We start from the raw sequence: 25,545 nt of genomic DNA on the forward strand, positions 1-25,545 counted from the left end.
CCCCCGCACTGCCCCGCACCATGGCCGCCACCTGCATAACCCCAATAACAACAGGCCCAATGCCATGAGCACTTTTCACCCTCGCCAGCTATTGCTGGCCACCGCAGTCGCCAGCCTTGCGTTTCCCGTCGTCGCCGAAGAACACGGCTTTATGGAGGACGCCAGCGCCAACCTCAACCTGCGCAATTTCTTCATCAACCGTAACTTCACCAACCCGACCAAAGCCCAGGGCGGCGCGCAGGAGTGGACGCAAAGTTTCATCCTCGACGCCAAGTCCGGCTTCACTCAGGGCACCGTGGGTTTTGGCGTGGATGTACTGGGGCTGTACTCGCTCAAGCTTGATGGCGGGCGCGGCACTGGCGGTTCACAGTTATTGCCGCTGGACCATGACGGCCGCCCCGCCGACGATTTCGGGCGCCTGGGTGTGGCGTTCAAGGCGCGGATTTCGAAGACCGAACTGAAGGTCGGCGAATGGATGCCGACGCTGCCGATCCTGCGCGCCGACGACGGTCGTTCCCTGCCGCAAACCCTGCGCGGCGGGCAGATCACCTCGAAGGAAATCGACGGCCTGACCCTCTACGGCGGCCAGTTCCGCGCCAACAGCCCGCGGGACGACAGCAGCATGTCGGACATGTCGATGTTCGGCAAAACCGCCTTCACCTCCGACCGCTTCAACTTCCAGGGCGGCGAATACACGTTCAACGACAAACGCACCCAGGTCGGCCTGTGGAATGCCCAGCTCAAAGACATCTACCGCCAGCAGTTCGTCAACCTGGTCCATAGCCAACCCGTGGGCGACTGGACCCTGGGCGCCAACCTCGGGTTCTTCTATGGCAAGGACGACGGCAGCGCCCGCGCAGGCGAGCTGGACAACAAAACCTGGTCCGGCCTGTTCTCGGCCAAGTACGGCGGCAACACCTTCTACGTCGGCCTGCAAAAACTCACCGGCAACAGCGCCTGGATGCGCGTCAACGGCACCAGCGGCGGCACTCTGGCCAACGACAGTTACAACTCCAGCTACGACAACGCCCAGGAGAAATCCTGGCAGGTGCGGCACGACTATAACTTTGCCGCCCTCGGCGTACCGGGCCTGACCTTGATGAACCGCTATATCAGCGGCAGCAACGTGCATACCGGCACCATCACCGACGGTAAGGAGTGGGGCCGCGAAAGCGAATTGGGCTACACGCTGCAGAGCGGCGCCCTGAAAGACCTCACGCTGCGCTGGCGCAATTCCAGCATCCGCCGCGACTTCAGCAACAATGAGTTCGATGAAAACCGCTTGATCGTCAGCTACCCGCTCAGTCTGCTGTAAAGCCGTATTACACCTTGGCGGGAACGATTTGCTGCGGGTGGTCACTGTTAAGCGCCAGGGCTGATACCTGGCGCTTAAACAAGGACCACACATGGATGTTTTCAACGGTAGTACCCGCCCTCTCCCACGCCTCCTCGATGGCGTACCGCCCTTACCTGCAGTGCGCCCAGTAGCAACGTTCGACACTGGTCACTACGGGCTGGCCAAACCTGCCCATTTGCAGTTCCTCCCAGGCACGTCGATCCAGACTTATCTGCACCCGTTCCTGAATGACGGCAATCTAAAAGCCAGCGGGCAGTCGATATGGGAGCGCGGCTATTCCTTCAGCCTGAACAACAGCCTGCTCCTGGAAACCGGCAACGACGCGGACCAGGTCCACATCAGCCAGGCTTCTGACGATCAGTTGAACATTCGCCTCAATGGCCGGTTGTATCGTTTTGCCAGCCACGATAACGATGGCAAACCGCTGACCCTGTACCTGAAGACCCACGGCGGCAATGACCACGTACACATTGACGCCAACGTCATGCAGCCCATCGTGATTGAAGCGGGGGACGGCAATGACCGAATCCAGGCCGGCGGTGGCGACACCCGCGTATTCGGCGGCAACGGTAACGACGTCGTGCGCCTTGGCAGCGGCCTTGGCTACGCCGAGGGCAATGACGGTGACGACCTGCTCATGGGCGGCAGCGGCGACAGCGTGCTCTATGGCAACAACGGCAATGACCGCCTCTATGCGGGCGCGGGATCGCGCCGAAAAGCCAGCTATCTGGATGGCGGCAACGGTAATGACCGGCTGTACGCCGGCTCCGGCCACACAGTGCTGCATGGCGGCACCGGGCACGATCGCTTGATCGGCCACGACCGAAGCACCTTCTACACCGGCGACGGTTATGACACCGTCATCGCCAATCGACCGGGCGACCGGATCTACGCCCAGCCCGGCGATTCGATCAACCACCTCAATGGCTCGCTATTGACGGCCGTGTCTGCCCACGCCGGCCCAATCAAGGGGTTTGCAATCAAGGGATCTGCCGCGTTCATCCAACGGGTCGAAGACGATTTGGCGCTGTTACGCCACTCTCCCCAAGGCCAGCAGATGCTCGCAGAGATGGACGCGGCTGCCGATCGCAACGGCGCCCCGGTAACGATTGTGGAAGATCGGCAGGAGAACGGCAGCGGGTACATCTACGGCAGCCAGGAACTCCAGGCCCTGCTGCAGGACGAACGTGCGCCGGTAGTCGGCGACGATCCCAAGTGGGGGTTCATGGTCGACGGAGTACCAGGGTCTCGGGCTGACCGCGCGCGCATTGAATACAACCGGTCCCAACTGAACCCCTCGGCGGGCACGACTCACCCGCCCATCATCGGGCTCTACCACGAAATGGCTCACGCCTATAACGCCGCCAACGGCACCGCCTTCACGGGTTCCACGCAGGAAGTATTCGAGGGGCAGGCGCACGAAGTGCCTAACAGTGAACGCCAGGCCGTCGGCCTTGAGAGCAGCGCAGCCGCCTTTGATTTTGACAACGATCCTGCCACGCCGGCCATCACTACCAACCCCAAGCCCTTCACTGAAAACGCTTTGAACGAGGAAATGGGTAGGCCACTGCGAGCGCAATACGTAGGTTAAACCAGATCGCGTTTGTCAGCCTTTAACCCCACGTCGAGCATCTTGCGGTATCGTGCGCGCCTGCCGCAGCTGACCCATCCAGCAGCGGGTTTTATTCGAGCCTGCGCACCCATGAAATCTTTCGCCATCGCATCCGCCTTGCTTGCCCTGGCCTTGAGCCTCAGCGGCTGCATCAGCGCGCCCATCGCGCTGACGCCGCAGACCGAACAACGCCTGCAGGCCCAGGCGCCGATCCGTTTTCTGCTGACGTTCGATGACGGTCCCAGCGCCTCGGGGTACAACAACCCGACCCGCTCGGTGATGGCCGACCTGGCAAACAACCCGGTATTGCCGGGCATCAAGGCGGTGTTCTTTCTGCAGACCGAAGCCTCGCGCTCCGGCGGCAGTTCACGGGGCCGCAAGACCATGGAACGTGAGTTCGCGGCCGGGCATGTGCTGGCGTTCCACACGGCCACGGCCTTTCATACCAACCATCGCTGGTTGAGCGACGCCGAGCTTGAACGCACCCTCAGCCAGGGCGCTGCGGATATCGCCGCGATCACCGGCGTGTCGCCGACGCTGGTGCGCCCGCCCTTCTGGAACTACGACCGGCGCACCTTCGCCGCCTACCAGCGCCACGGCATGAAGGTGTTGTTGACCGACCTGAGCGCCAACGACGGCAAGATCTGGGGCTTCAACGCCAGCCCGCGCCGCCGCGAGAACCTGATCCGCCAGCTGTCGGTGGTGCGCGAACGCATCGCCTTGGGGGAATTGCCGACAGTCGACGGCGTGATACCGGTGGTGGTGACCTTCCACGACATCAACCGCTACACCGCACGGCATCTGCAAGAGTACCTGCAGATCCTGATGGACAGCGCCCGGATCGACGGCCTGAAGACCGCCGCCGAGCCGTTCTACACCGATCACGCAGCACTGAAGCGGGCGGCATTGGCGCGTACCGTGAAACAAGCGAGTGAAGAAGTGCATCTGCCCGGGGTGTGGAATTGGGTGTGGGACGCCGATTCCAACTGATGTGCGTTATCGGGCAGTGCGTTGTCTTTTTTCATACATGCTGTAATGAAGTAGTTATCGTCATGCGGGAACCCCTCCAACTTTTTCACCACTGATCGGCGGTAAATCACCGACGCTCACAAGAAAGAGTATTGACGATGCAAACCTCTTCCGTTGCGCCTAAAGCGCCCGAACCTAATGCCCTCCCCGGCGGATCGCCAGCTCCAGGCGCCACTGCACTCGTAAACAGCCCTCCCCCCCAGACCAGCAAGATTGTCAGTGACAAGAATGTCGATATCACACTGACAACCACGTCGTATCAGGGGGAAAGCGGGAAAAAAAATGTGACGATTCTAAAAATCGATACTGCCGATGGCGCAGACGACATTCACATCAGCAAAGGCGAACGCGGCCAACTCAATGCCATGATAAATGGCAAAAGTTATTTACTGCCCGCTGCTAACAGCGATGCGACAGCGATAGCCATCAGGGCGAACAAAGGTGACGACACCGTTCGCATTGATCCTGATGTGATGGCTTACACCCAAATCCATGGAGGTGAAGGTAACGATCATATACAGACCGGAGGTGGTAAAAGCCAAGTTTACGGCGGCGCGGGTAATGACATCATCCAACTGGGCAGCGCAAGCAGTTACGCCGGCGGTGACGACGGCGATGACACCATGATGGGCGGCACAGGCAATCACACCATGTACGGCGGGAACGGCAACGACCGCATGTACGCGGGTTACGGTCCTGACAGCAAAACCAGCTACATGGACGGGGGAAACGATGACGACCTGATGCACGGCGGAAGCGGCCACAACATCATGCACGGCGGCAAAGGCGATGATCAGATAAACGCTTATGGCCGAAGCCACATCTACACGGGTAGAGGTCAAGACAGCGTCTATTCCAACTCAAGCGACGACGTTGTGTACGGTAAGCGCAGCGATCACCTGGGATTGCCATTCGGATTCAAGTTTATCGAGACCGTGCCATTGCCCGAAAATGCAGGGCGCAAGGCGATTGATATCGAAGGTTCCCCGGCATTCAAGCAACGGGTTGAGGATGACCTGGAGTTTTACCGAGGCTCTCCCAACAGCCAGCACATGTTGAATGAACTGGACGCCGCCGCAGAGCGCAGCGGAGCCAAAGTCACGATAATGCAAGATATCACTGATACTCACATCGTCGTGCCGCCGGAGGGCGTTCCCCTGGAAGAATGGCAGGACCCCACGATCATCCACGATGGGGTCCGTGGCGCGGGCACGACAGAATCGTTTGTGACCTATAACCCGGTCATCCCCAGAGAAGCCTCGGACGAGTCGCGTGTGTTTCTGCCGACCACCACGACCCTGTACCACGAACTGGGTCACGCTTATAACGCAGCCACAGGCAGCACATTTCTCGGCAATACGGAAATTATCCGCCCGGACGGCACACGCACCCAGGAGCCCAATGATGAACGCCAGGTCGTCGGCCTGGATACTGCCAGTCCGCCCTTCGACTTTGACAACGACCCCGCAACCGCGCCAACCACGTCAAATCCTTACCCACTGACCGAAAACGCGTTACGAGAAGAAATGGGCCTGCCCCTGCGAAAAAGCTACGGCTCCCTGTGAGTCGACCTGACCGCTCAGCCCCGTGACGGTCAGCGACCGCTCCTCGACAACCTGTTGCCTCTCGCCAGGAGTGCAGTGCCGAGTCGCACTAAGCGCGCGACTCGACCCCCAATTCATCCCACACCGATTCGGCCAGATGAAACGTCGCATTCGCCGCCGGAATCCCGCAGTAGATCGCGCTTTGCATCAGCACTTCCTTGATCTCGGCACGGGTCACGCCATTGCTGGCGGCGGCGCGCAGGTGCAGTTTGAGTTCTTCGCCGCGGTTCATGCCGATCAGCATGGCGATGGTGATCAAACTGCGGGTGTGCCTGGGCAGGCCGGGGCGGGTCCAGATATCGCCCCAGGCGTGGCGGGTGATCATGTCCTGGAATTCGCTGTTGAACTCGGTCAAGGCATTCAGGCTGCGGTCGACATGCGCGTCGCCCAGCACTTCGCGGCGCACTTGCAGGCCGTCGGCGTAACGTTGTTTCTCGTCCACAAAAGACTCCTCAGCGGGCCAGCAGGAATTGAATGACCCGGTCGCTGAACGCGGCTCCGGCTTGCACGTTGGACAGGTGGGCGGCGTAGAACTCGGCGTACTCGGCCCCCTGCACCTGGCGCTGGATAAAGTGGCTGCCGGCGGGCGGTGTGACAGCGTCTTCAGTGCCGGCGATCACCAGGGTCGGCACGTGGATCGCCGACAGTTGCTCGCTAAAGTCTGCATCGCGCACCGCTGCGCAATTGGCAGCGTAGCCGTGGGGCGAGGTGGCCGCGAGCATGTCGGTAATGCGCTTGGCCTGCTGCGGGTTGGCCGCCGCGAAATCGGCGGTGAACCAGCGCGCAATCGACGCGTCGCGCAGCGCCACCATCGCGGCCGCACCGTCGCGCAGGACCATCTCGATACGCGGGTTCCACACGTCTGATGTACCGATCTTGGCCGCAGTGTTGCACACCACCAGGCGCTGCAAACGATCCCCCGCGTGAATCCCCAGCCATTGGCCGATCAGCCCGCCCATGGACAGCCCGCAGAAATGCGCGCGCGGGATGTCCAGCGCGTCCAGCAGCGCAATCACGTCGCGGCCGAGTTGTTCGATGCTGTAGGGGCCTTCGGTCACCAGGGATTGGCCGTGGCCACGGGTATCGAAGCGCAGCACGCGAAAGTGCTCGGCAAAGGCCGGGACCTGGGTGTCCCACATATTCAGGTCGGTACCCAGCGAATTGGACAGCACCAGCACCGGTGCATCAATGGGGCCATCCAGTTGGTAATGCAGTTCGCCCTCGGCGAGTTGTACAAAAGCCACAGCAATCTCCTCAGGCAGTCAGTGCAAAGTGTTCGGTTACAGCGCGGCTGACCCAGGTTTGGGCCTGGCCCAGGTAGTGCGCCGGGTCGAGCAGGCGGTCCAGGTCTGTCGCCGACAACTCGGCGGTAATGAGCGGCTCATCGGCGAGGACGGCGCGCAGATGGCGTTGTTCGGCCACCGCGCGTTTGCAGCACTGCTCCAGCAGATGGTGCGCGGTGTCGCGGCCCAGGCGCTGCGCGAGCACGATGCTGACGGCTTCGGCCAACACCAGGCCCTGGGTCAGGTCGAGGTTGCGCGCCATGCGCTCGGGGTCGACTTCCAGCCCTGCGCTCACCAGCAGCGCCTGTTGCAATGCGCCAGAGACCAAGCGGCAAATCTCCGGCAGGGTTTCCCATTCGGCATGCCACAGGCCCAGGCTGCGTTCGTGTTCCTGGGGCATGGCGCTGAACAGCGTCGCCACCAGGCCGGGCACGCGGGTCGCGGCGCTGATCAGCACGGCGGCGCCCACCGGGTTGCGTTTGTGCGGCATGGTCGACGAGCCGCCTTTGCCGGGCGCCGCCGGCTCGAATACTTCCGCCGCCTCGGTCTGCATCAGCAGGCTGATATCGCGGCCCAGCTTGCCAAGGCTGCCGGCGATCAGACCCAACACGCTGGCGAACTCCACCAGGCGATCACGCTGGGTATGCCAGGGTTGCTCGGGCAACGTCAGTTGCAACTGCGCCGCCAACGCTTGGGCAACGGGCATTGCCTGTTCGCCAAGCGCGGCCAGCGTGCCGGAAGCGCCGCCGAATTGCAGCACCAGCAAGCGCGGTTTCAGCTCGATCAAGCGCTGGCGGCTGCGGGTCACCGCGCCCAACCAACCGGCGATTTTCATGCCCAGGGTGACCGGCGTGGCATGCTGCAACCACGTCCGCCCGGCCAACGGTACAGCCGCATACCGCTGGGCCTGGGCTGCCAGAATATCGCCGAGGCGAGCCAGGTCGGCTTCGATCAACGCCAGCGCGCGCCGCAGTTGCAGGACCAGGCCGGTGTCCATCACATCCTGGCTGGTCGCGCCCAAATGCACATAGCGTTCGGCACTAGGGTCTTCACCGGCCACCCACTTGCCCAGCGCCTTCACCAGCGGAATCGCCGAATTGCCCGCCGAGGCAATCGCCACGCCGAGGGCGTCGACGTCATACAGCGACGCCAGGCAGGCCTGGGCAATCGGCGCGACGGCCGCCTGCGGGATCAACCCGACCTGGGCCTCGGCCCGTGCCAGTGCGGCTTCGAAATCCAGCATGCCCTGCAGGCGCCCCTGGTCGCAGAACACCTCGGCCATGCTCTCAGCGCAGAAGTAAGCGTCGAACAGTTGGTTGCTCGTGCGCAGCGTCATACCGCCTCCTTTATAAATCGTGATGCAGGTACGCCGCCTGTTTCGGCAGGCGCAGGCTGAACAGGAAAGCCACCGCCATCATGCCGGTGACGTACCAATAAAAGGTGTTCTCCATGCCCAAGGATTTCAAACCCAAGGCCACGTATTCCGCCGAGCCGCCGAAGATTGCGTTGGCCACCGCATAAGCCAGGCCCACACCCAGGGCGCGCACCTGGGGCGGGAACATTTCCGCTTTCACCAGGCCGCTGATGGAGGTGTAGAAACTGACAATGGCCAACGCCAGCGTGATCAGCACAAACGCCAGGAACGGACTGCTGACGGTTTTCAGGCTGAGCAGGATCGGCATCGTAAACAAGGTGCCCAGCGCGCCGAACCACAGCATCGAATTACGGCGACCGATCTTGTCGGCCAGCATGCCGAACAGCGGCTGCATGCACATATAAAGGAACAGCGCGCCGGTCATGATGTAGCTGGCGGTCTTGGCGTGCATTCCGGCGGTGTTCACCAGGTACTTCTGCATGTAGGTGGTGAACGTGTAGAAAATCAGCGAGCCACCGGCGGTATAGCCGAGCACGGTGATAAAGGCCGCTTTATGGTCACGGAACAGCGCGGCGATGCTGCCGGCGTCCTTGTCTTCGCGCATTTCCTTGCTGGTGGTTTCTTTCAGGCTGCGACGCAGCAGCAGGGAGATCACCGCCGCGATGGCGCCGATCACGAACGGAATCCGCCAGCCCCAGGCGCGCAGTTCGTCTTCGCTGAGGATCTGTTGCAGGACCACCACCACCGACACCGCCAGCAGTTGCCCGCCGATCAGGGTCACGTACTGGAAGGAAGCGAAGAACCCACGCTGGCCCTTGAGCGCCACTTCACTCATGTAGGTCGCGGTGGTGCCGTATTCGCCGCCCACCGACAAGCCCTGGAACAGCCGCGCCACCAGCAGTAACGCCGGGGCCCAGGCGCCGATGTCTTTGTAGGTGGGCAGGAAGGCGATGACCAGGGAACCGGCGCACATCATCAGCACCGAGATCATCATCGAGTTTTTGCGCCCGTGCTTATCGGCCACCCGGCCAAACAGCCAGCCGCCGATGGGCCGCATCAAGAACCCGGCGGCGAACACCCCGGCGGTGTTGAGCAGTTGCACCGTGGGGTCGTCCGAGGGGAAAAACGCCGGGGCGAAGTAAATGGCGCAGAAGGCGTAGACGTAGAAGTCGAACCATTCGACGAGGTTACCGGAGGATGCCCCGACAATCGCAAAAATCCGTTTGCTGCGTTCTTCTCCGGTGTAGTGACTGGTTGTTGTTGTCATGTTTTTTTCACTCAGTGGGAACGGTTATAGCCTAGACACACTTTGCAACAACCATGTTCCGCTTGTAGACATTTACATAGGTGTTGCCTGAAATGGTCTCATCGGGGGCAAGCCCCCTCCCACACTTGAATGTATTCACACATCAAAGGTGGGAGGGGGCTTGCCCCCGATAGGTTCTCAAGCCAACTCAGTAATCAAAGAACACCGTTTCCTTATCTGTCCCCTGCAACACCACATTCCACTGATGCACACCGTCCGCATCCGGCTTGGCAATCAAGGTACTGCGCCGCTCTGTGGGCACGCGCGCGAGCAACGGGTCATCCGCATTCAGCGCCTCACCGTCAAAATAAATCCGCGTGAGCAAGTGTTTCACCAGGCCACGGGCAAATACCAGCACCACCAGGTGCGGCGCCTGGGTCGTGCCCGCCAGCCCCGGCACGCTGCCCGGCTTGATGGTGGTAAAGCGGAAGCGCCCTTCAGCATCCACCGGCACCCGGCCGAAGCCTTCGAAGTTCGGGTCCAGCGCTTTGTCCTGGTCGTCCTCCGGGTGGTCGTACTTGCCGGCGGCATTGGCCTGCCAGACTTCCAGCATGGCGTCGTTGACGACATCACCGTTGCCATCCACCACTTGCCCGCTGATCGCCACGCGTTCGCCAAGGGTCGCGGCGTTGGCCAGGGCTTCGCGGTTCAGCCAGGTCAGGCCGATGTGGTAATACGGCCCGACGGTGTGGGATGTGGTCGCGTAAAGGCTCATCTCATTTCTCCATCGGCGTGGCGTCGCGGCCGCGCAGGACGATGTCCCAGCGGTAGCCGAGGGCATAGGAAGGAATGGTTTTTTCCAGGTCGAACGTGGCGATCAGGCGTTGCTTGGCCGAGGTGTCCGGTACGCAGTTGTAGATCGGGTCGTACTCGAGCAGCGGGTCGCCGGGGAAATACATCTGCGTGACCAGGCGCGTCAGCACGCTCGGGCCGAACAGCGAAAAATGGATATGCGCCGGGCGCCACGCATTGTGGTGGTTGCCCCACGGGTAGGCGCCGGGCTTGATGGTCTGGAACTGGTACCAGCCCTCGGCGTCGGTGACGGTACGCCCGGTGCCGGTGAAGTTCGGGTCGAGCGGCGCGTCGTGCAGATCGCGCGCGTGGTTGTAGCGGCCGGCCGCGTTGGCCTGCCAGATCTCCACGAGGATGCCCGGTACCGGCAGACCGTTTTCATCGAGCACGCGCCCGTGAACGATGATGCGCTCGCCCTGCGGCTCGCCGTCGTGCTGCGCAGTCAGGTCGTTGTCCTTCTCGTTGATGCGCTCGGCGCCGATGGTCGGCCCGGTGATTTCCGACAGGGAATGGGGCAGGAACACCAACGGCTGAGACGGCGAACGCAGGTTCGTCGACTGGTAGGCCGGGTGCAGGTAATCAGGTTGAGTGCCCGCTTGCGGGCGCCGGTAACCGGGCTTGTCACTCATGGAGCGGTCCTCTCTTATTAGATGCGTTCAATCGCCAGCGCCAGGCCCTGGCCCACCCCGACACACATGGTCGCCAGACCTTTGCGGCCGCCGGTTTTTTCAAGTTGATGCAGGGCCGTCAGCACCAGTCGCGCACCGCTCATGCCCAGAGGATGGCCGAGGGCGATGGCGCCGCCGTTCGGGTTGACCTGGGGCGCATCGTCGGCGATGCCCAATTCACGCAACACCGCCAGGCCCTGGCTGGCGAAGGCTTCGTTGAGTTCGATCACATCGAAATCGGTGACGGCCAGGCCCAGGCGTTCCACCAGCTTGCGAACCGCCGGCACCGGGCCGATGCCCATCACCCGTGGCGCGACACCGGCGCTGGCCATGCCCAGCACTCGGGCACGGGCGGTCAGGCCATGTTTTTTTACGGCCTCGGCAGACGCAAGAATCAGCGCCGCCGCCCCGTCGTTCACACCCGACGCATTGCCGGCGGTGACGGTCTTGTCCGGGCCATTGACCGGTTTGAGCCGGGCCAGGGTTTCCAGGGTGGTGTCGGCCCGTGGATGCTCATCGTGTTCCACCACGGTTTCGCCTTTTTTATGGGCGACCCGCACCGGCACGATCTCTTCGGCGAAGAACCCGGCGGCCTGGGCGGCGGCGGTGCGTTGCTGGCTGCGCAGGGCGAAGGCGTCCTGGTCGGCGCGGGACACATGGTAGTCGTCGGCGACGTTATCGGCGGTCTGCGGCATCGCATCCACGCCGTACTGGGCCTTCATCAGCGGGTTGATGAAGCGCCAGCCGATGGTGGTGTCTTCGAGCTTCATGTTGCGCGAAAACGCCGTGTCAGCCTTGCCCATCACGAACGGCGCGCGGGACATCGACTCGACGCCGCCGGCAATCGCCAATTCCATTTCTCCGCTGGCAATCGCACGAAAGGCGGTGCCGATCGCGTCCATGCCCGAAGCGCACAAACGGTTGAGGGTCACGCCGGGAATGCTCGAAGGCAGGCCCGCCAGCAACAGCGCCATACGCGCGACGTTGCGGTTGTCTTCACCGGCCTGGTTGGCGCAGCCGAGGAACACTTCATCGACGGCGTGCCAATCCACGCTAGGGTTGCGTTCGATCAGCGCCTTGATCGGCAGTGCCGCCAGGTCGTCGGCGCGCACCGTGGACAGGCCACCGCCGAAACGGCCGATGGGGGTACGAATTGCATCGCAGATAAATACGTCGCGCATCAGGCTTCTCCGGGTGCTTGGCCGTGGGCGGCCGCTGTGCGGGCTTCGAGATCACGCAGAGCGGTCAGCTCGACTGCCGTCGGTTCCGCGGTGGTGCTGACCTGATCGGCAAAGCGAATCGCCCAACCGGTGGCCGCGACCACTTGCTCGCGGGTCACGCCGGGGTGCAGCGCGGTGACCACGAACTCATGGCTGCCCTCTTCCGGCTCCATGATGCACAGGTCGGTAATAATCCCGACAGGACCGGCGCCGGGCAGACCCAGGCGCTTGCGTGAATCGCCGCCCTCGCCGTGGCCGACGGAGGTGATGAAGTCCAGCTTGTCGACAAACGAACGCGCCGACTGCTTGAGAATGATCAGCACGCTCTTGGCCGAGCCGGCAATCTCCGGCGCGCCACCGGCACCCGGCAGGCGCACTTTGGGCTGGTGATAATCGCCGACCACGGTGGTGTTGATATTGCCGAAACGGTCGACCTGGGCCGCGCCGAGAAAACCGACGTCGATGCGCCCGCCCTGCAGCCAGTAGCGAAAGATCTCACCGGTGGGGACGACAGTGTCGGCAGTCTCGGCCAACTCGCCGTCACCAATGGACAGCGGCAATACGCTGGGCTTGGCGCCAATCGGGCCGGACTCGTAGATCAGCACCACATCCGGCGAGGACGTCAGGCGCGCCAGGTTGGCCGCCTTGGACGGCAGGCCGATGCCGACAAAACACACCGAATCATTCTTCAGGCGGCGTGCAGCGGCGACGGTCATCATTTCATTGGTCGAGTAAGCCATTACTTGGCCTCCTGCGCGGCGGCCAGCTTGGCCTGGAATTCACTGAAATCGGCAGTGCCGTGGATGTATTCGTCGATCCAGGCGGTAAACGTCCCACGGTCGCGAGCGATCGGGTCCCAGGCCTGGTAGAAACGGTTATCGCGTTGGTTATAGCCATGGGCATAGGACGGGTGCGCGCCACCAGGCACATGGCACACCGCCGTCAGCGCCCAGGTCGGCAGCACGCAGCTGTTCATCGGCGCGTTGAGGTCGTCGACGATTTCTTCGACGGTGACGATGCAACGCTTGGCGGCCAGCGCCGCTTCCTTCTGCACGCCAAGAATGCCCCAGAGCAGCACATTGCCCTTGCGGTCGGCCTTTTGCGCGTGGATCACGCTGACGTCCGGACGTACCGACGGCACCGCCGCCAGCACTTCGCCGGTGAATGGGCAGGTGACTGTCTTGATCAGCGGGTTGACTTTGGGCAGATCGGAACCGGCATAGGCACGCAACACCGCGAACGGCAGGCCGGAAGCACCGGCGACGTAGGCATTGGCCAGGTCGGCGTGGCTGTGTTCCTCAATCTCCAGGGGTTGCGGCCAGTGTTTCTCGACCGCATCACGCAGGCGATGCAGGGAACCCACGCCAGGGTTGCCGCCCCAGGAAAAAATCAACTTGCGGGCGCAGCCGGCGCCGATCAACTGGTCGTAGATCAGGTCAGGCGTCATACGTACCAGCGTCAGGTCTTTCTTGCCCTGACGAATGATTTCATGACCCGCTGCCGTAGGGATCAGGTGGGTAAAGCCTTCCAGTGCGACAGTATCGCCGTCGTTCACGAATCGCTTCACCGCGTCACGCAGCGCAAGAATTTCAGCCATGGGTTCGGGCTCCCGGTGTGGATCGAAAAAGGCGCGAAGGTGGCGCCGAAGTACTTGAAGGTTAAGCCGGGGCAAAAAGCCAAACAATCCGATAATCGACACAGTGTTCGATTATCGAACCAATTGTTGTCTAGCTAATCTTTCTTGCGCCCACAGGAATTGCGCGTGTCTTCAGGTGGCGTCGGCATGGCTGACCATGCCTTTGATCACCACGGCGGCCGTGGCCAATGCGGCGGGGATCACCAGCGCGGTGAGCACCTGCTCGAAGTTCCAGCCCAGGCCCAGCAAGGTGGCGCCCATCCACGCGCCGAGGATCGCGCCGAAGCGGCCGATACCGAGCATCCATGACACGCCGGTGGCGCGGCCCTGGGTCGGGTAGAAGCGTGCGGCCAGGGACGGCATCGCCGATTGCGCACCGTTGACGCACATCCCGGCGATCAGCACCAAGGTCGCCAACACGGTGATATTGCCCAGGCTCTGCCCTACCGCGTAGGCAAATACCCCGGCCAGCAGGTAGAACGTGCCGATGACCTTGTGCGGGTTGAACCGGTCCATCGCCCAGCCCACCCCGACCGCACTCAACACGCCACCAAACTGGAATAGCGCGCCGATGAACGCGGCCTGTTCCATGCTCGCGCCACTGTCGCGCATCAGCGTGGGCAGCCAACTGGTCAGCAGGTACACAATCACCAGGCCCATGAAGTAGGTGAGCCAGAGCAACAAGGTGCCGGCGCTGTAGGTGCCGGAGAAGATCACCGCGAATACGTTGCGCGCCTTCACGGTTTTTTGCTCGGGCACGCTGAAACCGCTGGCTTGGGCGACGATGCCGGGCTCGATGGGTGACAAGGCTTTGCGCACCTTGTCGGTGCCGCGGTTGCGCACCACCAGGTAGCGCGCCGATTCCGGCAGCCATCCCCACAACACCACCGCGAGGATCAACGGCAAAATACCGCCGATGAGTAGCAAGCTGTGCCAACCGAATGCCGGGATCAATTTGGCCGAGATAAACCCGCCACCGGCCATGCCCAGGTTGAAACCGCAGAACATGCTGGTCACCAGCAGCGATTTATGGCGTTCGGGGGTGTATTCGGACAGCAGCGTGGTGGCATTCGGCATACCGGCGCCCAACCCCAGCCCGGTGAGGAAGCGCAACACCAGCAACTGATCGACGTTGCTGCTGTAGGCCGAGGCCAGGCTGAAGGCGCCAAACACCAGCACCGCACTCACCAATACCACTTTGCGCCCGAAACGGTCCGCCAGCGGGCCGGAACCCAGGGCGCCGAATACCATGCCGATCAGCGCGGCGCTCATCACCGGGCCGAGGCTGGCGCGGTCAATGCCCCAGTCCTGGGACAGCGCGGGCGCGATGAAGCCCATGGCGGCGGTGTCGAGACCATCGAGAAAGACAATCAGGAAACACAGGATCACCACACGCCACTGATAGCGTGACAGTGGCTGGGCGTTGATGAAGGACTGCACGTCCAGGGTGGTAGCGACAGAAGGTTGATTCATTATTGTTATTCCACACCGATGGCGGGCCAACGACCTGGGGTCGTCATTATTATTGGGCGGCGCTCAGAGCGCTGCCGCACAGTAATAACCCAGGGGAAACAACGTCAATTGATCGAACCGGGATCTGTGCGGTCACCGAACAGCTTAGGCAAACAGTTGCGCACTCAACTCACGGCTGGCGCTGAGCATGCTCGGCAGGAAGCGCTGCTCCAGTTCGCTACGGCTGACACGACCGGCATGGGTACTCACGTTGAGCGCCGCCAGCACCTGGCCGGACGCGTCATACACCGGCACCGCAATGGAACGCAGGCCTTGTTCCAACTCCTGATCGACGATGCACCAGCCCTGCTGGCGCACGTGTTGCAGACACTCGAACAAGGCTTCGGGCGTGGTAAGGGTGCGGCTGGTCTTGGTTTGCAGGTCGGCGTGGTCGAGGTAGTCCTGCAGCGACGCATCGTCCAGCGCCGCCAGCAGGATGCGGCCCATGGAAGTGCAGTACGCCGGCAAGCGCCCGCCTACCGAGAGGTCCACGGAAATCAGGCGCTGTGTGGTGGCCGACCGGGCGATATAGAGGATGTCGTCGCCTTCCAGGGTGGCCATGTTGCAGGCTTCGTGAAGCTGCTCGCTCATACGGTCCAGGTACGGTTGAGCGGAGACCGCCAACGGCGTCGAGGACAGATAGGCATGCCCGAGGGTCAGCACCTTGGGCAACAGCGAATAGGTGCGCCCGTCAGTGGTGGCGTAGCCGAGCTTGATCAAGGTGTGCAGGCAACGGCGCACGGCGGCGCGGGGGATTTCGGTACGGTGGCTGATTTGGGCGATGGTCAAGTGACGCTTGCGTTCCTGGAACGCCTGCACCACGGCCAGGCCACGGGCCAGGGAGGTCATGAAGTCCGGATCACCGGTGAATGCCTGGATGCGTTTGGCCGGTGAAGCCACGATCGGCGGCGCCGCTGACACAAAGGAGTTGCGCAATTGATCGTTCATTTCAAGGTCCTCTTTATTATTTTCAACCGCTGGCGCTTATCGGCAACCGCAAAGGTTGCTCCCTATTGAAAGCCGCCCCGACCGGGAGACACAAGGTTGAGCCAGCAACGTTGGGCGATTATCGGACGATCATGCGATTATCGCAATTTTGCCGGCGCGATCATAAAAACCGGATTGCATGACAGCATTGGGCTTACGCCGGCATTTATGCCGGCCACTTCCCAACCAGGACTGACGCGTGCATGTAACAAAAGCCTCACACAACGTTGACGCTTTTTAACTTTATGATGATAGTGTTATTAAAATGCGTCGCTATAATGCAACCTGTGCAGAGGTCAGCCCGATATCCATATCGGGATGGGAGCTCGCCCGGCATCGTATGTTGATTATGCTGCCGTTTATAAATACCGGTTCAAGGAAGTCACCGCTGGCAATTCGTCTAAAGTTGAAGGGTTCACCTGCTCAACTTAAAACATGCCGAGGGCAATGTTCGGGTGTAGCACTGCACGTTAATTAAACTCAACTCAAATTAGGTAACACTGTGACGAAAGATGAACTGCGCGCGGAACTTGAGCGCCAGGAGCAACGTTACAAGGACGTATACGGCGGGGAAGTCACCACCTACGCCGCTCAGCCTGAACCAGAGCGCAAGCCATGGCGCAAACGAGCGAGTCTGCTCGATCAGGCCTTTGCCCAGGAGATCCAAAAGATTGAACAGGAACTCAAAACCGAAGAGCCATAAGCATCAAGGTTTGAGTCCAACGGGTTCTGCTGTCTCCGCCGGCTCACCGCCGGCGGAGGGCACCTCGCTCGTGGGTCAATTATTCAGCGTCCTGCTGCGACCAACGAAATTTCGTACAAATGTTTCAGAGATGACGTTTAGGTGACAAAAACCCACCTCTACGACGCCGCGCTTTGTAAATCAAAGACTTGCCGAGCCCCCGAAAACCCTGGGATGCGCGCTGCTGCCCGGCTTTTTTTCAATGAAGATTGTTACCGATGAGCAGCTAGTGCATCGATTACCGAGGTTTTCTGGCATAATCGCGCCCCCTTACGACCGGGTCAGAAAACCTTCATGATCGATTTATTCAGCGGACTGGATGCTTGGGTTCTCGTGAGCCTGCTGCTCGCCCTGGCCTTTGTCCTCGCCTTCGAGTTCATCAATGGCTTTCATGACACCGCTAACGCGGTGGCCACAGTCATCTATACCAAAGCCATGCCGCCGCATCTGGCCGTGTTCTTCTCCGGGTTGTTCAACTTCCTCGGCGTATTGCTCGGCGGTGTCGGTGTCGCCTACGCCATCGTGCATTTGCTGCCGGTGGAATTGCTGATCAATGTGAACACCGGCCATGGTCTGGCGATGGTCTTCTCATTATTGGCCGCGGCGATCACCTGGAACCTGGGCACCTGGTACTTCGGTATTCCCGCCTCCAGCTCTCACACCCTGATCGGCTCGATCCTGGGTGTCGGCCTCGCGAATGCGCTGATCAACGACATTCCCCTGGCTGACGGGGTGAACTGGCAGAAGGCTATCGATATCGGTGCGTCCCTGGTGTTCTCGCCCATGGCCGGCTTTCTGGTCGCAGCCCTGTTGCTGATCAGCCTGAAGTGGTGGCGTCCGCTGTCCAAGATGCATAAAACTCCGGACGAGCGCCGCAAGGTCGACGAGAAGAAGCGCCCGCCGTTCTGGAACCGCTTGGTTCTGGTGATTTCCGCCATGGCCGTGAGTTTCGTCCACGGCTCCAACGATGGGCAAAAAGGTATCGGCCTGATCATGCTGGTGCTGATCGGTATCGTGCCGGCGCAGTTCGTTCTCGACCTGGGCAGCACCACTTACCAGATCGAGCGTACCCGCGACGCCACCCTGCACCTGAACCAGTTCTACCAGCGCAATCAAGTAACCCTGGGCGAATTCCTGGCTCTGGGCAAAAGCGTGAAGGACGACCTGCCGGGCAAGTTCCGCTGCAACCCACAGCAGACTGAACCGACCATCAACGCGCTGCTCGACACCTTGAAAGGTGTTTCCGACTACCATTCGTTGACGTCCGACCAGCGCATCGAGGTACGCCGCTACCTGCTGTGCCTGGACGACACCGCGAAGAAAGTCGGCAAGCTGCCAGGCCTGGACGCCCGTGAGAAATCCGACCTCGACAAGCTGCGCAAAGACCTGACCGCCACCACCGAATACGCACCGTTCTGGGTGATTATCGCGGTCGCACTCGCCCTGGGCCTGGGCACCATGGTCGGCTGGAAGCGCGTGGTACTGACCATCGGCGAGAAGATCGGCAAGCAGGGCATGACCTATGCCCAAGGCATGTCAGCGCAAATCACCACCGCCAGCATGATCGCTCTGGCCAACATCTTCAGCCTGCCGGTATCGACCACCCACGTGTTGTCGTCCGGTGTTGCCGGCACCATGGTTGCCAACAAGAGCGGCCTGCAAGGCGGCACGGTGAAGACCATCCTGATGGCCTGGGTATTGACCCTGCCGGCGACCGTAGGCCTGTCGGCCGGGTTGTTCTGGATGGCGTCCAAGGCGCTGGGCAGCTGATAGCCCGCTGGCCATGACAAAGGTGCGATCCGCGAGGGTCGCACCTTTTTTTATGCGGTCGATCTCAAGCCGAACGCCGTTCAGAAGTGAGAGCGGTGTTGATTAAATCGCGGGCAAAAAAAAGGGCGACCGAAGTCGCCCAAAATGCCTTGCGTGCTCATGTAACCTGGAAAAACCTATGGTTTTTTACGCTTGTTCGCGTCTCTCCAGATAAAAAATCCAAACCCTACGAAGAACAGCACCATGAGGCCAACTGTCAGCACTCCGGCAAACACCACATTATCGAAAAACATGACTGGCCTCCTGCTGTTGCCTTGTTGCGATAGGGCTAAGTTAAAGGAGAAGGCGGGTTGGGAAATTGACGAGGATCAATGTCGCCCACGACGGGGCGTAAAGAAGGGAAATAACTGACCTGCATCAATAGATGCAGGCTGTTTCAACGCTTTTTCGGTTTGTTTTTCGGTTTTTTCTTAACTTTTCCGAGCGGCATCGCCTGTTCAAACGCCTGGCGAACCTCATTCAGACGTTTGTCGTTGAGGTCATGCACCCGTTTAGCGCGTTCGGCGTTCAGGTCGATCAGTTTGTCGTCATCACTCATGGCTTGGCTTACGTCGTGGCGGGGATCGCTTAATAATGCGGCCTCACTTGCCCGACAGCAAATCAGCGGGCGACAAAATGCAGGTCATCGCCCAAAATCGACACTTCCCCCTTACCCAAGAGGCGCACACAGGTGGCACTGCACAAGGACCTTCCGCCGTTGCTGGCCCTGCGCGCCTTCGAGGCCGTGGCGCGGCACTTGAGCTTTATCAAGGCGGCCCATGAGTTGTCAGTGACCCAGAGCGCGCTCAGCCACCAGGTACACAAGCTCGAACAGTACCTGGGCAAACCACTATTTGTCCGACGCACCCGCGCGATTGATCTGACCGCAGACGGCCAACACTACTACGAGCAAATCCGCCCTGCCCTCGACCTGATCGCCGCCGCCACCCGCAGCCAACGGGTGGCGTCCAGCGTCACGGTGTTGCGCATCGGCTTGCTCGCGTCCTTTGCCACCTTATGGCTGGCGCCGCGCCTGGCCGGTTTTCTGCAACGCTACCCGCAGATCCAGGTGGAGCTGGTGCCAGCGATTCAACTGGCGAACGTCGCGGCGGCCGAGGTCGACCTGGCCATCCGCTATGGCAAGGGCGACTGGCCCGACGTGCAAGCCACGCGGCTGATGCCGGAAGTGCTCTCCCCCATGTGCAGCCCGGCGTTCAAGGCCAGCCGGCAGCACAACGGCGCTCTGCTGATGGCCACCTCGCACCGCCCGTTCGAATGGACGGATTGGTCCGGCCATTATCAAGTCGACCTCAGCCCGCATCCGCGCGTGGTGCTGCATGACTACAACATCGTGGTCGAAGCCGCCGTGGCCGGCCAAGGTATCGCCATGGGCCGTCACCGCTTGATCGAGCGCCGGCTCCAGGACGGCAGCCTGGTAGAAGCCTTCGACTGGCCGCCGTATCGCAGCGAAATCGGCTACTGGCTGATCGCGCCCCAAGGCCCCGCCAGCGCGGCGGCCGAATGTTTCAGCGCGTGGTTGAAGGCTGCCTGCGCCGACGCGTGAGTTATTTAGATACGTCGGATGATATCTATGCGTTTGTCGTCCATCACCTTGATCAACATGCTGAAACCTCTCAACCCAGAGGATTCAACATGCGTGATTCCATCCGCCAACGCGTGCAGGCCCTCGGCCTCACGCTGCCGACGCCCAGCCAGCCGATTGCCAATTACATCAACCATGTGATCAGCCGAAATCCGTTGTTTATCTCCGGGCAAATCCCGTTGCTGGGCGGCAAACCGGCCTATGTCGGCCGCCTGGGCGAATCCCTCGGTGACAAAGGCCGGCATGTACGCACGGCTGTCGGTGTGTCCAGCCTGCCGGGGGGCGTGGCGGTGGAAGTCGACGCCGTGTTCGAGCTGCAGCCATGAGCCCGCTCGACGTCCAGCGCCTGCGCGAGGCCACGCCGGGTTGTCGGTCCGGGCTCGTACACTTCAACACGGCCGGTGCTGCATTGCCGAGCCAGGCGACCCTCGACACCATCATCGAGCAACTGCAACGCGAAGCGTGCGACGGCCCGATGGAGGCCAGTGAGCATGGCACCATCCTGGTGGAAAAAGCCCGCCGCGCCGCCGGCCAGTTGCTCAATGCACCCACCGCGTCGATTGCCTTTGCCAGCAGCGGCTCGACCGCCTGGAGCCTGGCGTTCCAGGCGCTGGGCCGGTGGCAGCCGGGCGACAGGATTCTGGTGGGGCGCCACGAATGGGGCGGCAACCTGGCGAGCATGGAACTGGCGGTGCAGGCCGGTGCGCGAATCGAGGTGATCCCCTGCGATGAAACCGGTGCAGTCTGCCCGGTAGCCCTGGAAGCGATGATCGACGCAAGCGTGAAACTGATCGACCTGACCTGGCTCCCCGCCAATGGCGGCCTGATCAACCCCGCCCAGGCGATTGGTGAAGTGGCCAGGCGGCATGGCATCCCCTACTTCATCGATGCCGGCCAGGCGGTCGGCCAGGTGCCGGTGAATGTGCAGGCGCTGCACTGCGACGTGCTCAAGTCGGCGGGCCGCAAGCACCTGCGCGGGCCGCGGGGCACGGCGCTGCTGTACGTGCGGCCGGACTTTCTGGCGCGGTTGAACCCTGCGCAGCGCGATGTGTTTTCAGCGCCGTGGAGCGCCCAGGGGTTCGGCCTGCGCAACGATGCCCGACGCTTTGAAACCAGCGAAACGTCCTACGCCTTATTCGCAGGTTTGGGCAATGCGTTGCAGGAACTCAATCAACTGGGGATTGAGCGGGTGTGGGACCGGGTCCGGCAGACCAGCGAGCGAATCCGCGAAACGTTGCGTCAGACTCCGGGAATCTCCCTGCATGACTTGGGCACCAGCCACTCAGGCTTGATCGCCTTCAACCTCACCGGCTGGGACGCCTTCGAGCTCAAACGTCGCCTGGAGCTCAAGCGCATCAATATCGGCGCCAACGATGTGGCGTATACCCCACTGGATATGCAGGCACGAGGCCTGGCCAGCATTGCGCGAATCTCCGTCAGCCCGCTCAACACCGATCAGGACATTGAACGGCTGATGGCGGCCTTGCGCGAACTGCGCGATTAAACCTCGACGTCCACCCACAACCCCTGGCGCGGCGCGTCTTCGATCAACGGCGCCACGGGCACGGTGTTATCGGCGTTGAGCTCGTCGCCCGGGATCGCCAAGTGCGCCTCCGGGTCGTCATCGGCTTCACGCCGGCGTTTCTGCTGCTCCTGCTGGCGACGTTGCTCCTCGCGCAGCAAAAACGTCGACTGCTCGGCATCGCCTTTTTTCAGGTCGATCGTGCTCTCGTTGGAACTCGCTTGTACGGGCACCACGGGCGGAATATCGGGTTTTTGACGCACCGGGTCGAGTTGCGACGTGACCGGCACAACGCTGACGGGCAGCATAGGTGGCAGCATAATAGTTGTTCTCCTGTCAGCAGGCTGTCGGCGGGCGGCGGGCGGACTTGAGCGCAGGCTTGCCAACCTGTGACCCAGTCGACACTCACAAGTGCCCGCCATCTGTCGACTCAACATTCGATGCACGGCGCAAACCGCGTAGTTTTTGTCAGAGTCCTTTGGATGAGGGCCTTGTTCCGTTAAGATAGTCGGCTTTTTCACGGCGGGAGTCAGGCAGCATGGCGCAGCAGTATCAACCGGGGCAACGCTGGATTAGTGACAGCGAAGCAGAGCTGGGTTTAGGCACCGTTCTGGCACAGGACGGCCGCTTGCTGACCGTGCTCTATCCGGCCACTGGCGACACGCGCCAGTATGCGCTACGGAATGCGCCCCTCACCCGCGTGAGGTTCTCGCCGGGCGACAGCATCACCCATTTCGAAGGCTGGAAAATGACCGTGCAAGAAGTCGACGACATCGACGGCCTGCTGGTCTACCACGGCCTCAATGGGCAGAACGAGCAGGTCACCCTGCCGGAAACCCAACTGTCGAACTTCATCCAGTTCCGCCTGGCCAGCGACCGTCTGTTCGCCGGGCAGATCGACCCGCTGGCCTGGTTCTCGCTGCGCTATCACACCCTGGAACACACCAGCCGCCAGTTGCAATCTTCGCTGTGGGGCCTGGGCGGCGTGCGTGCGCAACCGATTGCCCACCAGTTGCACATCGCCCGTGAAGTCGCCGACCGTATCGCGCCACGGGTATTGCTGGCCGACGAAGTGGGCCTGGGCAAGACCATCGAAGCCGGCCTGGTGATCCATCGCCAGTTGCTGTCCGGGCGCGCCAACCGCGTGCTGATCCTGGTTCCGGAAAACCTGCAGCACCAATGGCTGGTGGAAATGCGCCGGCGCTTCAACCTGCAAGTGGCGCTGTTCGACGAAGAACGCTTCATCGAAAGCGATGCCGCCAACCCGTTCGAAGACACCCAGCTGGCCCTGGTGGCCCTGGAGTGGCTGGTGGACGACGAGAAGGCCCAGGACGCACTGTTCGCCGCCGGCTGGGACCTGATGGTGGTCGACGAAGCCCACCACCTTGTCTGGCATGAAGACAACGCCAGCGCCGAGTACTCGCTGGTCGAACAGCTGGCCGAGGTCATCCCGGGCGTGCTGCTGCTCACCGCCACCCCGGAACAACTGGGCCAGGACAGCCACTTCGCGCGCCTGCGCCTGCTGGACCCGAACCGTTTCCACGACCTGCCAGCGTTCCGCGCCGAAAGCGAGAACTATCGCCCGGTGGCCGAAGCGGTGCAGGAACTGCTGGACAAGGGCCGTCTCTCCCCGGCCGCGCACACCACCATCCAGGGTTTCCTCGGCAACGAAGGTGAAGCGCTGCTCACCGCCGTCAACGATGGCGACACCGAAGCCAGCGCGCGCCTGGTGCGCGAGCTGCTCGACCGCCACGGCACCGGCCGCGTACTGTTCCGCAACACCCGCGCCGCGGTGCAGGGCTTCCCGGAGCGCAAGCTGCACGCCTACCCGCTGCCGAACCCGGACGAATACCTCGAATTGCCGCTGGGCGAACATGCCGAGCTGTACCCGGAAGTCAGCTTCCAGTCGCAGCCGGATATCGAGGAAGACAATCGCTGGTGGCGCTTCGACCCACGGGTTGAATGGCTGATCGACCAGCTGAAAATGCTCAAGCGCACCAAGGTCCTGGTGATCTGCGCCCACGCCGAAACCGCGATGGACCTGGAAGACGCCCTGCGCGTGCGCTCCGGCATCCCGGCCACGGTGTTCCATGAAGGCATGAACATCCTCGAACGTGACCGCGCCGCCGCCTACTTCGCCGATGAAGAATTCGGCGCCCAGGTGCTGATCTGTTCGGAAATCGGCAGCGAAGGCCGCAACTTCCAGTTTTCCCACCACCTGGTGCTGTTCGATCTGCCGTCCCACCCCGACCTGCTGGAACAGCGGATCGGCCGTCTGGACCGGATCGGCCAGAAACATGTGATCGAACTGCACGTGCCGTACCTGGAAACCAGCCCGCAAGAGCGCCTGTTCCAGTGGTACCACGAAGCGCTGAATGCGTTCCTCAACACCTGCCCGACCGGCAACGCCTTGCAGCATCAGTTCGGCCCACGCCTGCTGCCGCTGCTGGAAAACGCCGACGACGGCGAGTGGCAAGCCCTGATCGACGAAGCCCGTGCCGAGCGCGAGCGCCTGGAACAGGAACTGCACACCGGCCGCGACCGTCTGCTGGAGCTCAACTCCGGCGGCGCGGGTGAAGGCGATGCGCTGGTGGAAGACATCCTCGAGCAAGACGACCAGTTCGCCCTGCCGATCTATATGGAAACCCTGTTCGATGCGTTTGGTATCGACAGCGAAGACCATTCGGAAAACGCGCTGATCCTCAAGCCCAGCGAAAAAATGCTCGACGCCAGCTTCCCCCTGGGCGACGACGAAGGGGTGACCATCACCTACGACCGTAACCAGGCGCTGTCGCGTGAAGACATGCAGTTCATCACCTGGGAACACCCGATGGTGCAGGGCGGCATGGACCTGGTGCTGTCCGGTTCCATGGGCAACACCGCCGTCGCGCTGATCAAGAACAAGGCGCTCAAGCCCGGCACCGTGTTGCTGGAGCTGCTCTACGTCAGCGAAGTGGTTGCCCCGCGTTCGCTGCAACTGGGCCGCTACCTGCCGCCGGCCGCCCTGCGCTGCCTGCTGGACGCCAACGGCAACGACCTGTCCGGCCGCGTGTCGTTCGAAACCTTGAACGACCAGCTGGAAAGCGTGCCACGGGCCAGCGCCAACAAGTTCGTCCAGGCCCAGCGCGACCAGCTGACGCCACGCATCAACGCCGGCGAAGAGAAGATCACCCCGCGCCATGCCGAGCGCGTGGCCGAGGCCAAGCGTCGCCTGGCAGCCGACACCGACGAAGAACTGGCGCGCCTGACCGCGTTGCAAGCGGTCAACCCGACCGTGCGCGACAGCGAACTGGTTGCCCTGCGCCAACAGCGCGAGCAAGGCCTGGCCATGCTCGACAAAGCCGCCCTGCGCCTGGAAGCGATCCGGGTGTTGGTGGCGGGTTGATTGCTGCGTTGCTCAGCTAAAAAGAAGGCCCGCGCAATGCGGGCCTTTTTTATTCACTGAAGAAGGTCTTCGCCAGTCATGGCCTCATCGGGAGCAAGCTCCC

General features: G+C 61.9%; 24 protein-coding genes. 10 read left to right on the plus strand and 14 right to left on the minus strand.

All coding sequences use genetic code 11. The annotated features are described in order from the left end of the window. Positions 1 to 64 precede the first annotated feature (64 nt). From INT12_RS04120 to INT12_RS04135, 4 genes are all read left to right on the plus strand, one after another. Positions 65 to 1,315 (plus strand): OprD family porin, encoded by a 1,251-nt coding sequence (locus tag INT12_RS04120; protein WP_193040805.1) that lies wholly within the window; start codon positions 65 to 67, stop codon positions 1,313 to 1,315. Positions 1,316 to 1,475: 160 nt separating this feature from the next. Beyond that, a complete protein-coding gene (locus tag INT12_RS04125) occupies positions 1,476 to 2,948 on the plus strand; it encodes a M91 family zinc metallopeptidase (RefSeq protein WP_319017507.1) in 1,473 nt (490 codons plus the stop codon). Positions 2,949 to 3,059: 111 nt separating this feature from the next. Continuing rightward, positions 3,060 to 3,959 (plus strand): polysaccharide deacetylase family protein, encoded by a 900-nt coding sequence (locus tag INT12_RS04130; protein WP_193040804.1) that lies wholly within the window; start codon positions 3,060 to 3,062, stop codon positions 3,957 to 3,959. Between the two features lie 137 nt (positions 3,960 to 4,096). Then, on the plus strand, positions 4,097 to 5,563 hold the full coding sequence (locus INT12_RS04135) for a M91 family zinc metallopeptidase (RefSeq protein WP_193040803.1): 1,467 nt from the start codon (positions 4,097 to 4,099) through the stop codon (positions 5,561 to 5,563). Positions 5,564 to 5,651: 88 nt separating this feature from the next. Here the strand turns inward: INT12_RS04135 and pcaC are convergent, their stop codons facing one another. The 11 genes from pcaC to pcaR form a co-directional block, all read right to left on the minus strand. After that, positions 5,652 to 6,044 carry a 4-carboxymuconolactone decarboxylase gene (pcaC, locus tag INT12_RS04140; RefSeq protein ID WP_017844824.1) on the minus strand — a complete coding sequence of 131 codons (393 nt, stop codon included), beginning with the start codon at positions 6,042 to 6,044 and terminating at the stop codon, positions 5,652 to 5,654. A gap of 10 nt (positions 6,045 to 6,054) precedes the next feature. Continuing rightward, positions 6,055 to 6,846, minus strand: a complete 792-nt coding sequence (gene pcaD / locus INT12_RS04145) for a 3-oxoadipate enol-lactonase (protein WP_193040802.1) — start codon at positions 6,844 to 6,846, stop codon at positions 6,055 to 6,057. 10 nt (positions 6,847 to 6,856) lie between these two features. Then, the gene (locus INT12_RS04150) at positions 6,857 to 8,221 is read right to left on the minus strand and encodes a 3-carboxy-cis,cis-muconate cycloisomerase (RefSeq protein ID WP_104903795.1); all 1,365 of its coding nucleotides are present in this window, start codon (positions 8,219 to 8,221) and stop codon (positions 6,857 to 6,859) included. Between the two features lie 10 nt (positions 8,222 to 8,231). After that, entirely contained in the window at positions 8,232 to 9,527 is a 1,296-nt protein-coding gene (locus tag INT12_RS04155; RefSeq protein ID WP_046490261.1) for an MFS family transporter, read from the minus strand. A gap of 187 nt (positions 9,528 to 9,714) precedes the next feature. Further along, positions 9,715 to 10,281 (minus strand): protocatechuate 3,4-dioxygenase subunit alpha, encoded by a 567-nt coding sequence (pcaG, locus tag INT12_RS04160; RefSeq protein WP_193040801.1) that lies wholly within the window; start codon positions 10,279 to 10,281, stop codon positions 9,715 to 9,717. Between the two features lies 1 nt (position 10,282). Continuing rightward, positions 10,283 to 10,987, minus strand: a complete 705-nt coding sequence (gene pcaH, locus INT12_RS04165; protein ID WP_017844819.1) for a protocatechuate 3,4-dioxygenase subunit beta — start codon at positions 10,985 to 10,987, stop codon at positions 10,283 to 10,285. A gap of 17 nt (positions 10,988 to 11,004) precedes the next feature. Continuing rightward, on the minus strand, positions 11,005 to 12,210 hold the full coding sequence (pcaF, locus tag INT12_RS04170) for a 3-oxoadipyl-CoA thiolase (RefSeq protein WP_169850589.1): 1,206 nt from the start codon (positions 12,208 to 12,210) through the stop codon (positions 11,005 to 11,007). Further along, positions 12,207 to 12,986 carry a CoA-transferase subunit beta gene (locus INT12_RS04175; RefSeq protein ID WP_017844817.1) on the minus strand — a complete coding sequence of 260 codons (780 nt, stop codon included), beginning with the start codon at positions 12,984 to 12,986 and terminating at the stop codon, positions 12,207 to 12,209. Before INT12_RS04175 ends, pcaF begins: the two co-directional genes overlap by 4 nt. Then, positions 12,986 to 13,843 (minus strand): CoA transferase subunit A, encoded by an 858-nt coding sequence (locus tag INT12_RS04180; protein WP_017844816.1) that lies wholly within the window; start codon positions 13,841 to 13,843, stop codon positions 12,986 to 12,988. Before INT12_RS04180 ends, INT12_RS04175 begins: the two co-directional genes overlap by 1 nt. A 171-nt stretch (positions 13,844 to 14,014) precedes the next feature. Then, positions 14,015 to 15,355: an MFS transporter gene (locus INT12_RS04185; RefSeq protein WP_046384428.1), complete on the minus strand. Its 1,341-nt coding sequence runs from the start codon at positions 15,353 to 15,355 to the stop codon at positions 14,015 to 14,017. A 144-nt stretch (positions 15,356 to 15,499) separates the two neighbouring features. Next, complete coding sequence (gene pcaR / locus INT12_RS04190) at positions 15,500 to 16,342, minus strand: pca regulon transcriptional regulator PcaR (protein ID WP_193040800.1); 843 nt, start codon at positions 16,340 to 16,342, stop codon at positions 15,500 to 15,502. A gap of 541 nt (positions 16,343 to 16,883) precedes the next feature. On the opposite strand from pcaR, the gene INT12_RS04195 reads away from it, so the two are divergent. Then, entirely contained in the window at positions 16,884 to 17,084 is a 201-nt protein-coding gene (locus tag INT12_RS04195; protein ID WP_003189295.1) for a hypothetical protein, read from the plus strand. A 333-nt stretch (positions 17,085 to 17,417) separates the two neighbouring features. Then, positions 17,418 to 18,893 (plus strand): inorganic phosphate transporter, encoded by a 1,476-nt coding sequence (locus INT12_RS04200; protein WP_017844813.1) that lies wholly within the window; start codon positions 17,418 to 17,420, stop codon positions 18,891 to 18,893. A 176-nt stretch (positions 18,894 to 19,069) separates the two neighbouring features. Here INT12_RS04200 and ccoM read toward each other — a convergent pair whose 3' ends face one another. Both ccoM and INT12_RS04210 read right to left on the minus strand, forming a co-directional pair. Continuing rightward, positions 19,070 to 19,186 carry a cytochrome c oxidase subunit CcoM gene (ccoM, locus tag INT12_RS31755; protein WP_017844812.1) on the minus strand — a complete coding sequence of 39 codons (117 nt, stop codon included), beginning with the start codon at positions 19,184 to 19,186 and terminating at the stop codon, positions 19,070 to 19,072. 143 nt (positions 19,187 to 19,329) lie between these two features. Beyond that, the gene (locus tag INT12_RS04210) at positions 19,330 to 19,491 is read right to left on the minus strand and encodes a hypothetical protein (protein ID WP_017844811.1); all 162 of its coding nucleotides are present in this window, start codon (positions 19,489 to 19,491) and stop codon (positions 19,330 to 19,332) included. Positions 19,492 to 19,623: 132 nt separating this feature from the next. On the opposite strand from INT12_RS04210, the gene INT12_RS04215 reads away from it, so the two are divergent. The 3 genes from INT12_RS04215 to INT12_RS04225 all read left to right on the plus strand — a co-directional run bounded on the left by INT12_RS04215 (position 19,624) and on the right by INT12_RS04225 (position 22,039). After that, positions 19,624 to 20,496, plus strand: a complete 873-nt coding sequence (locus INT12_RS04215; protein WP_126585681.1) for a LysR substrate-binding domain-containing protein — start codon at positions 19,624 to 19,626, stop codon at positions 20,494 to 20,496. An 89-nt stretch (positions 20,497 to 20,585) separates the two neighbouring features. Further along, a complete protein-coding gene (locus INT12_RS04220) occupies positions 20,586 to 20,861 on the plus strand; it encodes a RidA family protein (protein ID WP_017844809.1) in 276 nt (91 codons plus the stop codon). Then, entirely contained in the window at positions 20,858 to 22,039 is a 1,182-nt protein-coding gene (locus tag INT12_RS04225) for an aminotransferase class V-fold PLP-dependent enzyme (protein ID WP_193058769.1), read from the plus strand. The genes INT12_RS04220 and INT12_RS04225 overlap by 4 nt, the downstream gene beginning before the upstream one ends. On the opposite strand, the gene INT12_RS04230 is transcribed toward INT12_RS04225, so the two are convergent. After that, complete coding sequence (locus tag INT12_RS04230; RefSeq protein ID WP_017844807.1) at positions 22,036 to 22,377, minus strand: hypothetical protein; 342 nt, start codon at positions 22,375 to 22,377, stop codon at positions 22,036 to 22,038. The genes INT12_RS04225 and INT12_RS04230 overlap by 4 nt on opposite strands. A 218-nt stretch (positions 22,378 to 22,595) precedes the next feature. On the opposite strand from INT12_RS04230, the gene rapA reads away from it, so the two are divergent. Continuing rightward, positions 22,596 to 25,442 carry an RNA polymerase-associated protein RapA gene (rapA, locus tag INT12_RS04235; RefSeq protein ID WP_193058770.1) on the plus strand — a complete coding sequence of 949 codons (2,847 nt, stop codon included), beginning with the start codon at positions 22,596 to 22,598 and terminating at the stop codon, positions 25,440 to 25,442. Positions 25,443 to 25,545: the final 103 nt, after the last annotated feature.

Origin of the sequence: Pseudomonas sp. K8 (assembly GCF_014889455.1) — a bacterium.
Lineage (GTDB): Bacteria > Pseudomonadota > Gammaproteobacteria > Pseudomonadales > Pseudomonadaceae > Aquipseudomonas > Aquipseudomonas veronii.

Bases quoted from the DNA above. Each gene is read 5' to 3' on its own strand.
- INT12_RS04120 (WP_193040805.1), top strand. From the start codon at position 65: ATGAGCACTTTTCACCCTCGCCAGCTATTGCTGGCCACCGCAGTCGCC.
- INT12_RS04130 (WP_193040804.1), top strand. From the start codon at position 3,060: ATGAAATCTTTCGCCATCGCATCCGCCTTGCTTGCCCTGGCCTTGAGC.
- INT12_RS04135 (WP_193040803.1), top strand. From the start codon at position 4,097: ATGCAAACCTCTTCCGTTGCGCCTAAAGCGCCCGAACCTAATGCCCTC.
- INT12_RS04150 (WP_104903795.1), bottom strand. From the start codon at position 8,221: ATGACGCTGCGCACGAGCAACCAACTGTTCGACGCTTACTTCTGCGCT.
- INT12_RS04155 (WP_046490261.1), bottom strand. From the start codon at position 9,527: ATGACAACAACAACCAGTCACTACACCGGAGAAGAACGCAGCAAACGG.
- pcaG (WP_193040801.1), bottom strand. From the start codon at position 10,281: ATGAGCCTTTACGCGACCACATCCCACACCGTCGGGCCGTATTACCAC.
- pcaH (WP_017844819.1), bottom strand. From the start codon at position 10,987: ATGAGTGACAAGCCCGGTTACCGGCGCCCGCAAGCGGGCACTCAACCT.
- INT12_RS04175 (WP_017844817.1), bottom strand. From the start codon at position 12,986: ATGGCTTACTCGACCAATGAAATGATGACCGTCGCCGCTGCACGCCGC.
- INT12_RS04180 (WP_017844816.1), bottom strand. From the start codon at position 13,843: ATGGCTGAAATTCTTGCGCTGCGTGACGCGGTGAAGCGATTCGTGAAC.
- INT12_RS04185 (WP_046384428.1), bottom strand. From the start codon at position 15,355: ATGAATCAACCTTCTGTCGCTACCACCCTGGACGTGCAGTCCTTCATC.
- pcaR (WP_193040800.1), bottom strand. From the start codon at position 16,342: ATGAACGATCAATTGCGCAACTCCTTTGTGTCAGCGGCGCCGCCGATC.
- INT12_RS04200 (WP_017844813.1), top strand. From the start codon at position 17,418: ATGATCGATTTATTCAGCGGACTGGATGCTTGGGTTCTCGTGAGCCTG.
- ccoM (WP_017844812.1), bottom strand. From the start codon at position 19,186: ATGTTTTTCGATAATGTGGTGTTTGCCGGAGTGCTGACAGTTGGCCTC.
- INT12_RS04210 (WP_017844811.1), bottom strand. From the start codon at position 19,491: ATGAGTGATGACGACAAACTGATCGACCTGAACGCCGAACGCGCTAAA.
- INT12_RS04220 (WP_017844809.1), top strand. From the start codon at position 20,586: ATGCGTGATTCCATCCGCCAACGCGTGCAGGCCCTCGGCCTCACGCTG.
- INT12_RS04225 (WP_193058769.1), top strand. From the start codon at position 20,858: ATGAGCCCGCTCGACGTCCAGCGCCTGCGCGAGGCCACGCCGGGTTGT.
- INT12_RS04230 (WP_017844807.1), bottom strand. From the start codon at position 22,377: ATGCTGCCACCTATGCTGCCCGTCAGCGTTGTGCCGGTCACGTCGCAA.
- rapA (WP_193058770.1), top strand. From the start codon at position 22,596: ATGGCGCAGCAGTATCAACCGGGGCAACGCTGGATTAGTGACAGCGAA.